The 14,720-nt window shown below is 63.7% G+C and carries 12 protein-coding genes and 1 pseudogene; 6 read left to right on the top strand and 7 right to left on the bottom strand.

From position 1 onward, the window contains the following. The 4 genes from BG57_RS29515 to BG57_RS29500 form a co-directional block, all read left to right on the top strand. Positions 1-1,439, top strand: a 1,439-nt coding sequence (locus BG57_RS29515) for an ABC transporter ATP-binding protein (RefSeq protein WP_035970625.1), incomplete at its 5' end; no start/stop codon positions are given. After that, complete coding sequence (locus BG57_RS29510) at positions 1,436-2,542, top strand: ABC transporter permease (RefSeq protein WP_035970623.1); 1,107 nt, start codon at positions 1,436-1,438, stop codon at positions 2,540-2,542. The genes BG57_RS29515 and BG57_RS29510, both read left to right, overlap by 4 nt. An 11-nt stretch (positions 2,543-2,553) precedes the next feature. After that, positions 2,554-3,483, top strand: a complete 930-nt coding sequence (locus BG57_RS29505) for an ABC transporter permease (RefSeq protein ID WP_035970622.1) — start codon at positions 2,554-2,556, stop codon at positions 3,481-3,483. A gap of 200 nt (positions 3,484-3,683) precedes the next feature. Continuing rightward, positions 3,684-4,769, top strand: a complete 1,086-nt coding sequence (locus tag BG57_RS29500) for a BMP family ABC transporter substrate-binding protein (protein WP_035970620.1) — start codon at positions 3,684-3,686, stop codon at positions 4,767-4,769. 83 nt (positions 4,770-4,852) lie between these two features. Here the strand turns inward: BG57_RS29500 and BG57_RS29495 are convergent, their stop codons facing one another. From BG57_RS29495 to BG57_RS29480, 4 genes are all read right to left on the bottom strand, one after another. After that, positions 4,853-5,062: a dodecin gene (locus tag BG57_RS29495; RefSeq protein WP_035970618.1), complete on the bottom strand. Its 210-nt coding sequence runs from the start codon at positions 5,060-5,062 to the stop codon at positions 4,853-4,855. Positions 5,063-5,210: 148 nt separating this feature from the next. Continuing rightward, the gene (locus BG57_RS29490; RefSeq protein ID WP_035970630.1) at positions 5,211-5,702 is read right to left on the bottom strand and encodes a hypothetical protein; all 492 of its coding nucleotides are present in this window, start codon (positions 5,700-5,702) and stop codon (positions 5,211-5,213) included. Positions 5,703-6,053: 351 nt separating this feature from the next. Beyond that, positions 6,054-6,494, bottom strand: coding sequence for a large conductance mechanosensitive channel protein MscL (gene mscL / locus BG57_RS29485; protein WP_035970616.1), 441 nt, complete (start codon positions 6,492-6,494; stop codon positions 6,054-6,056). Positions 6,495-6,651: 157 nt separating this feature from the next. Continuing rightward, the gene (locus BG57_RS29480) at positions 6,652-8,034 is read right to left on the bottom strand and encodes a DUF2252 domain-containing protein (protein WP_035970613.1); all 1,383 of its coding nucleotides are present in this window, start codon (positions 8,032-8,034) and stop codon (positions 6,652-6,654) included. Positions 8,035-8,226: 192 nt separating this feature from the next. On the opposite strand from BG57_RS29480, the gene glgX reads away from it, so the two are divergent. Further along, the gene (glgX, locus tag BG57_RS29475; protein ID WP_035970627.1) at positions 8,227-10,437 is read left to right on the top strand and encodes a glycogen debranching protein GlgX; all 2,211 of its coding nucleotides are present in this window, start codon (positions 8,227-8,229) and stop codon (positions 10,435-10,437) included. A gap of 293 nt (positions 10,438-10,730) precedes the next feature. Here the strand turns inward: glgX and BG57_RS29470 are convergent, their stop codons facing one another. The 3 genes and pseudogenes from BG57_RS29470 to BG57_RS34405 all read right to left on the bottom strand — a co-directional run. Then, positions 10,731-11,981 carry a tetratricopeptide repeat protein gene (locus BG57_RS29470; protein WP_035970612.1) on the bottom strand — a complete coding sequence of 417 codons (1,251 nt, stop codon included), beginning with the start codon at positions 11,979-11,981 and terminating at the stop codon, positions 10,731-10,733. Between the two features lie 160 nt (positions 11,982-12,141). Further along, entirely contained in the window at positions 12,142-12,822 is a 681-nt protein-coding gene (locus BG57_RS29465; protein ID WP_035970610.1) for a PspA/IM30 family protein, read from the bottom strand. 413 nt (positions 12,823-13,235) lie between these two features. Beyond that, positions 13,236-13,463: pseudogene (locus tag BG57_RS34405) on the bottom strand (plasmid mobilization protein); the annotation flags it as partial. 522 nt (positions 13,464-13,985) lie between these two features. Between BG57_RS34405 and BG57_RS29455 the strand changes: the two are divergent. After that, a partial coding sequence (locus BG57_RS29455) for a transglycosylase domain-containing protein (protein WP_035970606.1) occupies positions 13,986-14,720 on the top strand: 735 nt, incomplete at its 3' end.

Below are 14,720 nucleotides of genomic sequence, written 5' to 3'. Positions count from 1 at the left end.
AGAACGGCGCGGGCAAATCCACGCTGATGAAGATCATCTACGGCGCGGTGCGCCCGGATGAAGGCGAGATTCGCTGGCAGGGCGAACCGGTCGAAATCGGCAGTCCGGCGGCAGCGCGCAAGCTCGGCATCGGCATGGTGTTTCAGCACTTTTCGCTGTTCGAGACGCTGACCGTCGCTGAAAACATCGCGCTCGCGCTCGACGACAAGTTCGACATGAAGGCGCTGTCGAAGCGCATCCGTGAGGTATCGGCGGACTATGGGCTCGATGTCGATCCGCAGCGGCACGTTCACAGCCTGACGGTCGGCGAGCGTCAGCGCGTGGAGATCGTGCGCTGCCTGTTGCAGAATCCGCGTCTGCTCATCATGGACGAACCGACGTCCGTGCTCACGCCGCAAGCCGTTCAAAAGCTCTTCACGGTCCTGCGCCGGCTCGCGGCGGAGGGCTGCAGCATCCTTTATATCAGCCACAAGCTCGACGAAATCCAGTCGCTTTGCGAGAACGCCACCGTGATGCGCGGCGGCCGCGTGACCGGCAACGTCGATCCGCGCCAGGAAACGCACGCGTCGCTCGCGCAACTGATGGTCGGCCACAGCCTGCCCGATTACACCCGTCGCGCGCATACGCCGGGCGATGTGCTGCTCGCGGTGAAGAATCTATCCGTGGCGAGCCCCGATCCGTTCGGCACGTCGCTGGAAAACGTGTCGTTCGGGGTGCGGGCGGGCGAGATTTTCGGCATCGCCGGGGTGTCGGGCAACGGCCAGGCGGAGTTGCTCTCGGCGCTGTCAGGGGAAATCCGCGATCGTCACGCCGCACCCGATGCCGTCGCCATCTGCGGGACGCCCGCCGCGCCGCTTACCGCAGGCGCGCGCCGGCGGCTCGGCTTTGCGTTCGTGCCCGAAGAACGCCTCGGACGCGGCGCGGTTCCGGCGATGTCGCTTGCCGATAACGGCTTGCTGACCGCGCATCGTCAACAGCTGGTGCGCGGCGGCTGGATCAAATCGAACGCGGTGAAAGCATTCGCCGACCGCTGCATAGAAGCATTCGACGTGCGTTGCGGCGGCAGCGGTGCGCTCGCTCAAAGTCTTTCGGGCGGCAACTTGCAGAAGTTCATCGTCGGGCGCGAGATATTGCAGGCGCCGAAGGTGCTCGTCGTCGCGCAACCGACGTGGGGCGTCGATGTCGGCGCGGCCGGTTTCATCCGCCAGCAGTTGCTCGATCTCGCGGCGCGAGGCGTCGCCATTCTCGTGATCTCCGAGGAACTCGAAGAACTCTTCGACATTTGCGACCGACTCGCCGTCCTTGCGCGCGGCAAGCTCTCGCCGGTGCGCGCGACGGGCGAGACCAACGCCGAGGAAATCGGCCTCTTCATGGCGGGCCTCTTCGACGGCAAGCGCTCCGCCGCCGCCGAATCCGACTCCTTGAGCCACAAAGCATGATCTTTCCCTTTCGACTCGAAGCGCGCCCGACGCCGTCGCGCGTCATGCAGCTCGCCGTGCCCGTGATCGCCGCAGTGGCGACGCTCGTCATCGGCTTTCTGATTTTCAGCGTGGTCGGCCAGGACCCGCTGCGTGCGATGCATGCGTTCTTCATCGAACCGCTTTCGAACGTGAATGGCTGGTCGGAGCTAGTGCTGAAGGCTTCGCCGCTGTGCCTGATCGGGCTCGGGCTTGCGGTCGGCTATCGCGCGAACGTGTGGAACATCGGCGCGGAAGGGCAGATGCTGCTTGGCGGGATCGTCGCGGGCGGCATTGCGATTCATGCCGGCGATGCCTCCGGCTGGTGGACGCTGCCGCTGATGATGGCGGGCGGCGTCGCGGGCGGCATGGCCTGGGCCGCGATTCCCGCGCTGCTCAAGAGCCGCTTCAACACCAACGAAATTCTCACCAGCCTGATGCTGACCTATGTCGCGACACAGCTGCTCATCTATCTGGTGAGCGGTCCGTGGCGCGACCCAGAAGGCATGAATTTTCCGATCTCCGCGATGTTCGTCGACGATGCGCTCTTTCCGCGCCTGTACGGCGACTGGCACTGGACCTGGCTCAAGGGCACGCGCATCAATGCGTCGGTGTTTCTCGCGGCAATCGCGGTGCCGCTCGTCTGGCTTTTCATGCGCAAGAGTTTCGCGGGCTTCCGGATGAACGTCGGCGGTCTCGCGCCGCTCGCCGCGCGTTACGCGGGCTTCTCCGACAAGAAGACGATCTGGACGTCGCTCCTCTTGTCGGGCGGCCTCGCGGGACTTGCCGGCATGGGCGAAGTGGCTGGCCCGATCGGGCAGCTTCAGGCGAGCTGGTCGCCGGGCTATGGCTTCACGGCGATCATCGTCGTGTTTGTCGGACGGCTGCATCCGGTCGGCATCGTGCTCGCCAGTCTCTTGATGGCACTGCTCTATCTCGGCGGCGAAGCGGTGCAAACGTCGCTGCAATTGCCGCAGGCGCTGGCAGGCGTGTTCCAGGGCCTGCTGCTGTTCTGCCTGCTCGGCTGCGATCTCTTCGTCAATTACCGCATCCGGCGTCGCACGCCCGCGCATCACGTCGCTTAAGAGAGAAGAAGATGGACATCAACCAAGCCAGCAATCTCGCGTCGAGTGCGGTCGTCGCGGCCATTCCGCTGATGTTCGCGGGCGCGGGCGAGCTCGTCGCGGAGAAATCGGGCGTGCTCAACCTCGGCGTCGAGGGAATGATGCTGATGGGCGCGGTCACCGGTTACGCCGTCACCGCGATCACCGGCAACCCGTGGCTCGGCATCGGCGCGTCGGTGTTCGCGGGACTCGCGATGGCGCTGCTGTTCGGCTTTCTCACCATTACGATGCTCGCGAATCAGGTCGCGACGGGCCTGTCGCTCACGATCTTCGGCATCGGCTTCTCGGCGTACGTCGGCAAGCCGTACACGTCGGCTGCGGTGCGCGCCGGTATCGACGTGATGCCGATTCCGGGCCTCTCCAGCATTCCCGTGCTCGGCCCCGCGATCTTCTCGCTGACGCCGCTCGGCTACCTTGCGTTCGCGATGTTCGCGCTGATCGGCTGGTTTCTGTACAAGACGCGGGCGGGGCTCGTGCTGCGCTCGGTCGGCGAATCGCCGGCGGTCGCGCATTCGGTCGGCTTTCCGGTGGTCGGCGTGCGTTACGGCGCGACCCTCTTCGGCGGAGCGATGGCCGGCATCGCGGGCGGCTATTACTCGATCGTCTATCTGCACGTCTGGCAGGAGCAGTTGACGTCGGGGCGCGGCTGGATTGCGCTTGCGCTCGTCGTGTTCGCAACGTGGCGGCCCGGGCGGCTGCTCATCGGCGCGCTGCTCTTCGGCGCGGTGATGGCGCTGCAGTTCTACGCACAGGCCATCGGCGTGCCGGTGCCGACGCAGTTCCTCGCGATGCTTCCGTATATCGCGACCATCGTCGTGCTCGTGCTGATTTCGCGCAATCCGAACACGATCAAGCTCAACGCGCCGGCATCGCTCGGCAAGCCGTTTTTCGCGGCGAGTTGATGGGCCAAGGCTTTGGTTTTCTGCATGCGGTCTTTTGCATGCAACGCGCCGCATGCAAAGAACCATTTCGTGAACTGCGCGCGGTGCCGTTGCGGGCAAGCCGCATCGCATGCCGGCGCTATCGCCGTGTTTTTTGACAGAACAAACTTCAAGCGAACCGTTTCTGTGTTGCATACAACATTCACGAGGAGAATCACGCAATGAATAAAGCAGGACTGAAGGCGATCACGGCCACGGTCGCGCTGTCCGCGACGCTCGCGGCGGCGAGCGCGCAGGCCGCCGATACCCCGGGCGTCGCATTCGTTTATCTCGGCAATCCGGGCGATGCGGGCTGGACGTTCGCGCACGACGCCGGCACGAAGGAAGCCGAAGCGAAGTACGGCAGCAAGATCAAGATCACGCGCGTCGAGAACGTTCCGGAATCGGCGGACTCCGAGCGCGTCTTCCGCGATCTCGCGAACAAGGGCAACAAGGTCATCTTCGCGACCAGCTTCGGCTACCAGGATTTCGCGCTGAAAGTGGCGAAGGACTTTCCGGATACGGTCTTCCTGTCGGCGACCGGCTTCAAGAAAGCGAAGAACTTCGGCACGTACGACGTGCGCATGTATCAGGGCGCGTATCTGGCAGGCGTCGCTGCCGGCTATGTGACGAAGACCAACACGCTCGGCTTCGTCGCATCGGTGCCGATTCCCGAAGTCGTCCGCAACATCAACGCATACACGATGGGCGCGCGTTCGGTGAATCCGAAGGTCCACACGAAGGTCATCTGGATCAACAGCTGGTTCGATCCGGGCAAGGAAAAGCAGGCGGCTGAAACGCTGATCGGGCAGGGCGCGGACGTGCTGTTGCAGAACACCGATTCCAACGCCACGCTCAATACCGCGAACGAAAAGCACGTCTACGCGTTCGGCTGGGATTCGAACATGAAGAAGTTCGGCCCGAACGCCCATCTCGGCTCCGTGGTTGCGCACTGGGGCGTGTACTACAGCGACGTGATCCAGAAGGTCTTGGACGGCAAGTGGAAGAACGATCCGGTCTGGCTCGGCATCCCGCAGAAGGCCGTGGACCTGGAAGACCTGAACAGCGGCGCGATTCCGGCGAAGGCGATGCAGGCTATCGCTGCAAAGCGCGAAGAACTGCACACGGGCAAGTGGGATGTGTTCAGCGGCCCGATCAAGGATCAGTCGGGCGCGGAGAAGGTGCCGGCCGGCAAGACGCTGTCCGATCCGGAATTGCAGCGGATCAACTGGTACGTGGAAGGCGTGGACGGCTCGCTGCCGAAGTAAGCGGCTGTTGTACTCTCGCCAAACGACAAACCGCGCCCATGAGGCGCGGTTTTTTCTTGATAGCGGTCGAGAAAACGCTCGAGTCAGTCTTCGATGCGCAGACCGACCTTGATCGTCACCTGCCAGTGCAGGACCTGACCGTTTTCGATGTGTCCGCGTGTTTCCGTCACTTCGAACCAATGCATGTTGCGCAACGTCTTCGATGCCTTCGCCAGCGCGACGCGCACGGCGTCATCGCTCGACTGCGTCGACGAGCCAGTGAGTTCGATCTGCTTATAGACGTGTTCCGTCATGATGTTCTCCTTGTGATGTGTCCGAAGCCGCAACGCAGCAAGACACGCGCCACGCCGAAGAAAACCAGCCGCGCGAACGCGCCGCTGCCGTGCCCCGGTTCACGGGGCACAACGACGACGAACAACGGGGAAATCGGTCCGACAAGCGCTACCGCAGCGGACGCGAAGCCGCGTCGCCGGCGTCCTGACGGCGCGTGCCCCGGCGCGTGCGCGCCGTTGCCGTCGCACCGAACTCGCTCAGGATCTGCGTGCGGGCGCGGCTTGCGAATACAAGGAAACCGAACCCGTTCGCCTCATACCAGTAGCCGCCGTTCTCGAGTCCGTCGAGCGGCTGCTCCAGTGCATTCGTGATGGATTCGACGCAGCGCCTGTGCAGCTCGTCGATGGCCGGATAGGGCGGCTGGGCGCCGCGCACGCTGCACAGCAGGACATCGAGTCCCGGCAGTACGTGTGCATAGAGCACCGGTTCGTCCTGCGCGCGAGCGCGTGCAATCTTGGTATCCAGCTGGCCGAACGGCTTGAAATGCCGCAGCACGGCGAGAAACGATTCATCGCCATCGGCCTTCACGCGTCTACGCTTTTTCGGGAAGGACATAAAAATTCGCCTGAAAAAGAATTGCAGAAAACGCAGCGTCCTCATGCGGCCACTCCCGTCTTGCGTGCCGCACGTCGATCTTTTATAGCGCATCGATGTGATCAGGTCACGGTGAATCGGGCCGTCGAGACATGCGCCCGGCTGGTTGCCGATGCGCACGTGACGCGCACGAATCGTGCCGATGACCTTGGCGGCCCGCTGGTATCCCCTCGGCATTCCCCTATGGGTGTCGATCTGACTTCTGTCTCAATAATAGACCTGCTGCTAGCCGTGCGAATAGCCTTCACGAAGAAAAAAGCGGCCGTACGAACGAAGCGGCGCGCACCTGAGATGTACGCGCCGCGAGGGGATCAGCGAGTCAAGGCGCGCGAAGCGCCGTAAGGCGGGAATATCCGGCTAGACGCGCGGCGATTTCTTGAGCTCATCGCGGATTTCGCGCAGCAGCAGCACGTCTTCCGGCGTCGTGGCGGGCGCGGTTTGTTCAGGCTTGCGCAGATTGTTGATGAACCTGACCATCATGAAGATGATGAACGCGAGGATGATGAAATTGATCAGCACGGTGATGAACGAGCCGTAGCCGAACACCGCGACGCCCGCCGTCTGCAAGTCCTTGTACGAATCGGGGTTGCCTTTGAAAGTCGGGGGGATGTGACCGAGCCGGACGAATAGATTCGAGAAGTCGAGGCCGCCGGTCGCGAGCCCGACGACCGGCATGATCAGATCCTTCACGACGGAGTTCACGATCGTCGAAAACGCACCGCCGATGATCACCCCGACCGCGAGGTCCATCACGTTGCCCTTGAGAGCGAAGTTCTTGAATTCCTGGATCATGCTCATGCGCGGCTTTCTCCTTTTAAAGTCCGAAACGATTGATATGAGCGACACCGCCGGGGCGCGGCCATGCACGTTGCATCGTTGCGTGGCCTCGCCATGATAGTCAATCGAGCCACGAGCCGCCGGTTTCGGGCCGGCGCGTCGGCGAGTCGACCGGTCGTCAGGCCGCTTTTACTCGCCCGACGCTGATTGCCGCGCAAAACGCCGCGTGATCCGCCACGGTCTGCGCGCCGTAGCGCTCGGCCCACATCGCGTACGCGGCGTCGAGCCGGTCGGAGCTGCCGCAATAGCCGGCGATGAGCGCGGCGTCGCCGGTGCGGGCGTGCGCGCGGGCGAGCAGCAGTCCGAGGCACCACGCGTAGAAGTCGAAGGTCGCGCCGTGCAGCCAGTCGACGGGAATGGAGCCGCGAATCTGCTTCATCTGGCGTACGTAGAAATCGCGCCCGGCGATGGTCGTCCAGCCGAGCAGCGGATCGGACGAGCTTTGCAACAGCCGTTGTCCATGCACGACGCGCCTGCCCTGGTGACGATACGGCTCCTCGAGCGGCGGCACGAAGGGCGCGGCGGCCGGCACGATGCCTTCCTTCACCTGAATGAAGAGCGGATCGCCGAGCGCGCGGCCGAGCATCAGCACGAGATACGCACGCGTGCCGACACTGCCGACGCCGACCACGCGATGCGCGACATCGACGACGTCGTACCGTTCGAGCATCATGCGCCACTCGCCCGCGATGGTCTGCAGATAAGCCTTGAGACCGTCGATGACATGGTTCTTCTCGGCGGCGTCGAGCCTGGTGAGGATCGGCGGATCAACGATGAAGCGCCAGCTTTTGCCGACCGGCTCCGCGACCTTGGCGAGCATCGTCGCGTGCGAGCGTTTCATCGCGCGCTCGACGGTTTTCTGCACGGTGGCCTTCTCGTCGTCGGTGAGCGCGGTCGGTGCGTCGATGTGCAGCGCGCTCGCATACGAGCGCATGTTCCAGAGATCGTAAGGACTCACGCGCCAGAGCTTTTCCATCGTGGTTCGATACGCCGCGCACGCCGAGCGCACCGCACGGTCGCGCCCCGGCATATCGACGCCATTTTCGCGGGCCGCGACGTTGATGCTCGCGGTCAGGCGCTTGAGGTCCCATTCCCACGGACCGACGAGCGTCTCGTCGAAATCGTTCAGATCGAACACGACGTCCTGACGCGGCGTGCGAAAAAGCCCGAAATTATTGATGTGCGCGTCGCCGTCGATGATGACGTTGTGGCCGATCGACGGCGATCTCGCGAGATCCCACGCCATCACGGTCGCCGAGCCGCGCAGGAACGAGAACGGCGATTCGGCCATGCGCGCCATGCGCAGCGGCAGCAGGCGTTCCTGTCGTCCCGCGTTGCCCGCGAGCACGCGCTCCACGGGATCGGGGCGATCCGGCTCCGGCTGCCAGGCGCCGTGCGCGTCGAACGGAACGGCGTCGCGCAGCGCGCGGCCGGCCGCCCGGCTTTGCTCGGCGGTGCCGACGGCGGTTGTCGTGGAGATGGAGCTGAGGCGCGTGGACAAGCGTGTTCTCCTGCGGCGAGCGATGAAACGGAAGGCGCAGCATGTATCGCGCCAGTCGCGGTGAAAACGCCGGGTACGCAGCTTGCTCACTGCTGACCCGATCGACAACACACGAAGTAAGCCCATTTCGCCGTGCAATGCGGCTGACTCTTTCCCGACGCAGTGCGCGTCAACTCATCGAACTATCATCTCATGCCGAACGAATATCGCATTGCCGAAGGCTCCCCGTTTCCGCTCGGCGCGACGTGGGACGGAAAGGGCGTCAACTTCGCCCTGTTCTCCGCGAACGCAACCAAGGTCGAACTCTGCCTCTTCGACGAAAAGGGCGAACAGGAAACGCAGCGCATCGAACTGCCCGAGTACACCGACGAAGTGTGGCACGTCTACGTGCAGGGCCTCGCGCCCGGCGCCGTCTACGGCTATCGCGTGCATGGCCCGTACGAGCCGGAAGCCGGCCATCGTTTCAATCCGAACAAGCTGCTGCTCGATCCGTACGCGAAGGCGCATGTCGGCGAGTTGAAGTGGGACCCGGCCGTGTTCGGCTACACGCTCAACGCGGAAGGCGACGATCTCACCTTCGACGAACGCGACAGCGCGCCGTTCATGCAGAAGTGTCAGGTCGTCGATCAGAACTTCACCTGGACGCACGCGACGCGCGCACGCGTGCCGTGGGAACACACGATCTTCTACGAAACCCATGTGCGCGGTTATACGAAGCGGCATCCGGCGGTTCCGGAGCACATGCGCGGCACGTTCGAAGGGCTCGGACAGAAGGAAGTGGTCGACTACATCAAGAGCCTGGGCGTGACGTCGGTCGAACTGCTGCCGATCCACGCGTTCGTGAACGACAGCTATCTGCTCGACAAGGGCCTCACGAACTACTGGGGCTATAACACGATCGGCTTCTTCGCGGCTGACCCGCGCTTCTTTGCGCGCGGCGCGGGCGTCGTCGCCGAATTCAAGGAAATGGTCGACCGGCTGCACGAGGCCGGGCTCGAAGTGATTCTCGACGTGGTCTACAACCACACCGCCGAAGGCAACGAGCGCGGGCCGACGCTGTCGTTCCGGGGTATCGACAACGCGTCGTACTACCGGTTGATGCCGGAGCAGTCGCGCTACTACATCAACGATACCGGCACCGGCAACACGCTCAATCTATCGCATCCGCGCGTGCTGCAGATGGTCACCGACAGCCTGCGCTACTGGGTGACGGAGATGAACGTCGACGGCTTCCGCTTCGATCTCGCGACGATTCTGGGCCGCGAGCCGTACGGTTTCGACGAAGGCGGCGGGTTCCTCGACAGTTGCCGGCAAGACCCGATTCTTTCCAGCGTCAAGCTCATCGCGGAGCCGTGGGATTGCGGTCCCGGCGGCTATCAGGTCGGTGGATTCCCGCCGGGCTGGGCGGAATGGAACGACCGTTATCGCGATACCGTGCGCGGTTTCTGGAAGGGCGACGAGGGCGAAGCAGCGGACCTCGCGAAGCGCATCACCGCGTCCGGCGACAAATTCAACAAGCGCGGGCGTCGTCCGTGGGCGAGCGTGAACTTCATCACCGCGCACGACGGCTTCACGCTCAACGACCTCGTCTCCTACAACGAAAAGCATAACGAGGCGAACGGCGAGGACAACAAGGACGGCCATTCGGACAACAAGTCGTGGAACTGCGGCGTCGAAGGCCCGACCGACGACCCGGAAATCCGCACCTTGCGCGAACGCCAGAAGCGCAATCTGCTCGCGACGCTGCTGTTTTCGCAAGGCACGCCGATGGTTCTCGCCGGCGACGAATTCGGCCGCACGCAGCAAGGCAACAACAACGCGTACTGTCAGGACAACGAGATCAGCTGGGTCAACTGGGACATCGACGACGACGGCCGCGCGCTGACCGAGTTCGTCCGCAAGCTGACGACGCTGCGCCACACGCTGCCGGTGCTGCGCCGCCAGCGTTTCCTGACGGGCGCGTATCGCGAGGACATGGATGTCGCCGACGTGAAGTGGCTGAGTCCGAGCGGCGATACGCTCACGCCCGAGCAATGGGACGATCCGGGCATGCGCTGCTTCGGGCTCGTCATCGATGGCCGCGCGCAGGCGACGGGCATTCGCAAGCCGGCATCGGACGCGACGCTGCTGCTGGTGATGAACGCGTATCACGATGTCGTCGACTTCACGTTGCCGGATATCCCCGGGCCGGACCAGTGGAGCTGTCTGATCGACACGAACGCGCCGATCCGCGAGGAACTGCCGACATTCGAAGCCGGCGAGGTGTATCAGGTGACGGGCCGCTCGCTGCTATTGTTCGCGCTTCAGGCGCGCGGCGCGACGCAGCGGATCATCGAAGGGCTGGAAGAAGCTTTGACGGATGAAGTGCCGCCGGAGCAGGGCGAGAGCAAGTCGGGCGGTTGAGGCGTCCGTCGATTGTTATCATGCGATCTTTGCAATCGCAGCGGGGCGGCGAAAGCCGCCCTTGTTTTTTCCGATGTCTCTTTCAGGCACTGCCGCATGATGCTTCAGACTGTGCTGGGCGTAGCGAACTGGGACCAGCTCGAGCGCATCTGGGAGTTCATCGTCGGCTTCTTCAAGTTTCTTTGGGCGCTGCTGCGCTTTCTCGGCGGCGGTTGAACCGCTCGCCGCAAAGAGAAAGGCCCCGTCAAACGGGGCCTTTGCTTGATGCGACGCAGTTCAGTCGATGACCACGATCAGGAGTCGCGCCAGTTGTCGTCGTTGTTGCTGCCGAGGTCGACGCCTCCGCCGCTATTGTCGTTCCAGTCGTTGGAGCCGGTGCCCAAATCGAGGCCGCCTCCGCCTCCGCCTCCGCCAGCGTCGCCAAGACCATTGTTGCCGAAGTCGAAGCCGCCGTTGCCGCCATCATTGCGTTGCTCGACCGGAACATCGCGCTCGATCACACGATCACGCCCGTGCGAGAGCGCCTGGCCCAGCAACACACCGGTCAGAAGCCCGCCCATGCCGCCGCCGAAACCGCCGCCGCCTTGCTGGATGATGACGGGCGGCTGCTGTCCCTGCTGCGGATAGGGTGCCTGTTGTCCCTGTTGCGGATACGGCTGCTGCTGGTAGCGCCCGAATCGATCGGCTTCCTGGGCGTACGGCGACGGTCCCGCCGAGCCCGGCTGAGCCGCGTTCGGATCGGGCCGGCCTTCCGCGCGCGCCTTGAGACTTTCCACCTGATTGGCGAGATCGTCGATCGCGTACGGCGGCACTGGATTCTTCGAGTTCGACAGCGCTTCGACCATCTCGCGCAACTGCGCCTCCGTGCCTTCGACGTCGCGCAGCAGCGCTTCGTGGCCCGGCGCGGTGGAGAGCTTCACGTCGAGCTTCAGCGTGCGCACGTCGTTCAGCAGTTCGGTCGCGCGCTTCATTTGCCCGCGGCGATCGTCGTCGGCGCGGCCATCGTCGCGGGCGCGGGCGCGACGCAGCCCCCAGCGCAACACGAGCGCAATCGCGCCGATCAGAACGGCGAGACCGATCCACATGCCCATCGACGGTCCATGCGACTGGGGCGCCGCCGCCTGACCCGGATTGAACGGGTTCTGCGTAGCGGAGCCGTTCGAGCTGCGATTCGTCGTCGTGTTCGTGGTGGTGTTCGTGCTGGCGCGGCTGGCGTCGTTGCGGATACGCGCCTCGGTCGACGCGAACCGCGACGGGTCCGTGAACTTGATGGAAGGATCGAGCGATCTCGCCTGTTGCAGGTGCGAGAGCGCATCGCTATAGCGGCCTTCGCGATCGAGCACCTGCGCATACAGATAATGCGCGTGGGCGTTGTTCGGATGCGCTTCGAGCACTTCGCTCAATTGCGCATCGGCTTGCCGCCAGTTGCCCTGCGTCATCGATTGCTCGACCTGCTGCGCCGTCGGCACCGCAAACGCGAGCGGCGACGCGACGGACAGCGCGATGGACATCGATAAGGCCAGAGCCGTCAGAGTTTTTTTCATGAGCGGGCCGGACGCGATAAACGCCCGTCTCCATTGTCGACCGGAGCATTCCACTCCGGTCCCGTGCGAATTGCCAGATACCAAGCCGACGCAAGGCGGATGCCCGGCTTAAACAACGAGCCTTGCAACGAGCCTTGCCCCGCGCCGGCGATTCGCGTCATTACTGCGCGGGCGTGTTCAACTGCTTCTTGAGCGCTTCGAGACGGTCTTCCACCGACGGCCCGCGATTGAGTTCCGCCAGCTTGTCGTCGAGCGCCTTGCCGGACTTTTGATCGGCGGAATTGAGGCGCGCGTCCGAGCGGGCGTTCGCAAGCTGCACCTTGTCTTCGAGCTTCTGGAAGTCTTCCGACAGATTCTTTCCGCCGATGCCGCCGAGCGCCGTCGCAGCCGTGTCCTTCGCCTGCGCGATCTGCTGCTTCGCCTGCAGGATGTTCGAGCGCGCGTTGAGATCGTTACGGCGCTGGCGCATGTCGGCGATCTGCTGCTTGAGATGATCGACCGAAGGCACGAGCGTCAGCAGTTCGGCTGCGAGCGCGTCGCGCTCCGTTTCGGCGTTGGCTTGCGCCGCCAGCGCCTCGCGTGCGAGGGCTTCGTCGCCGCCCTGCAATGCGCGCTTTGCGCCGTCTTCGTACTTCTTCGCCTTGTCCGCGGCGGCGTCGCGCTTGCTTTGCTGCGTGGCGACCTGCGCCTCGATTTCGATGAGCGAATTCTCCGCCTTGCCGATGCTGTCGTCGAGTTCGCGCACGATCTGGCGTGCGTCGCGCGACGGGTCCTGCATGGTGTCGGCGGCATCGTTCAGAAGGCCTTTGACGGTGCGCGAGATGGAATCGAAAAGCGACATGTATTTCTCCTTGATGGAACCGCTGCATGCGTTGCGCGTAGGCGCGCATGGACTTGTGTATGCGCGTCGAATGTGAGGGGCATCGGGCGGTTTGCAAGCCGCGTGCGCGTCACGTTCGTCCCGGGTTTACCCCGTGTATTAGAGCACGCCGCGACTTAACGTGGACTTAAGCAACGTTAAGGAGTGTAACGACGCGCGGGCGCATGCCGCGGCGAGAAGGCGGCACTCGAAAGACGCACGTTGACTCAGTGGCCGGCGCGTCCGTCGCCGGTCAGCGACGCGTCTTCGCCTGCAGGTTCGGCATCGGCGGGATGGATGGGTTCCGCTGTCGATAAACCCGGCGCGATGGGCGTTAGCGCCGCGCGCCTGTTCGCGTTGGCCGCCTCGCGTGCTTCGCGGGCCGCGGCTTTGGCTGCGACGCTGCGCAGCGCGACATCAAGGGGATCGGGCGCTTTCGGCGCACGCAGGCGATCGACGATGCCCGCGGCCTTGATCTGCTCGCTCGTCGCATTGAAGTTGAGCACCGCGCGCCGCATCAGCTCACTCACGCTGACGCCGAGATCGTCCGCAGTCTTGCTGATGGCGAGCTTCTGCGCGGGGGTCACGAATACAACGATGCGTTCGGTTGGCTTGGTCGTCATGAGCGGCTCGCAGACAGTAAGGCGATTGCAAACATAGCAAGCGCAGTCCTGAGAATCGAAACGGCGTCACTTCATTATCGCGATCGTTTGCCGCCGGGCGGCGGGTAAAACGAGCATCCATCATATCGGTTCGCAGCGCCAGTGTGCGCGCACGCGGCCCTGCAATTCGCCGCCATTTGCGCCTCCGTGGGCAGCGCATGAGCGGGCAGGGAAAACCGCGCCCGATCAATGGCTTGGCTATTTTCTCATAAGGTTGTCCACAAGGCTCTCAACACTTTCTGTGGGTAACCGCGCGTTTTCCCTGAGCGGTGCGCGCGAGAGGAGCGGCGTCATTTACTTACAAAAAAATGCTGCCGGTTTTGTAGTTGCGTGGCCGAATTCTTTAAAATGCGCAGTTACCTACGGTCGATACCGGCCCGCTCATCCGCTCGTCTCTTCTTTGCCAAGTCTGCGTCTTGCATTCGCCGGCGCATCGATCAGCGACGCAGCGCGCGCCTGCACGCGCGCCGAACCATCCCAGTCATGCCTATCATTAAACGTCCCGACTCCTCTAAAACATCGCGATACGATCGCGAGCCTCGCTGGAACGACTCACGCAACGACTCACGTGACGACGCGGGCGGCAACCGCGACGGCGGCGGACGCAATGGCGGCAACGGCGGCAATGGCCGCAACAGCCGTGGCGGACGCGATCGCGGACGCTCGCCCTTCGGCCGCATCGCGATGTGGTTCGCGAGCCTTGCGGCGATCGCCGCCGTGGTCGGCGCGCTGATCGTCGGCTACGCGCTCGTTGTGATGGAGCCCAACCTGCCGTCGCTCAACGCGCTCATCGACTATCGGCCCAAGGTGCCGCTGCGCGTCTACACGTCCGATCACGTGCTGATCGGCGAATTCGGCGAAGAGCGGCGCAGCCTCGTGCGCTTTCAGGACATTCCTGATCAGATGAAGAAAGCGGTGCTCGCGATCGAGGACTATCGCTTCTACGATCACGGCGGCGTCGATTTCCTCGGCATTCTGCGGGCCGGCGTGACGGACCTGATGCACGGCGGCGCATCGCAGGGCGCGAGCACGATCACGATGCAGGTGGCGCGCAACTTCTTCCTGTCGAGCGAAAAAACGTACACGCGCAAGATCTACGAGATGTTGCTCGCGTACAAGATCGAGCGGGCGCTGACCAAGGACCAGATTCTCGAGCTGTACATGAACCAGATCTATCTGGGCGAGCGCGCCTACGGCTTCTCGGCTGCGGCGCGCGTG

Origin of the sequence: Caballeronia grimmiae, assembly GCF_000698555.1 — a bacterium.
Classification (GTDB): Bacteria; Pseudomonadota; Gammaproteobacteria; order Burkholderiales; family Burkholderiaceae; genus Caballeronia; species Caballeronia grimmiae.
This window is presented reverse-complemented; position numbering and strand designations above follow the sequence as displayed.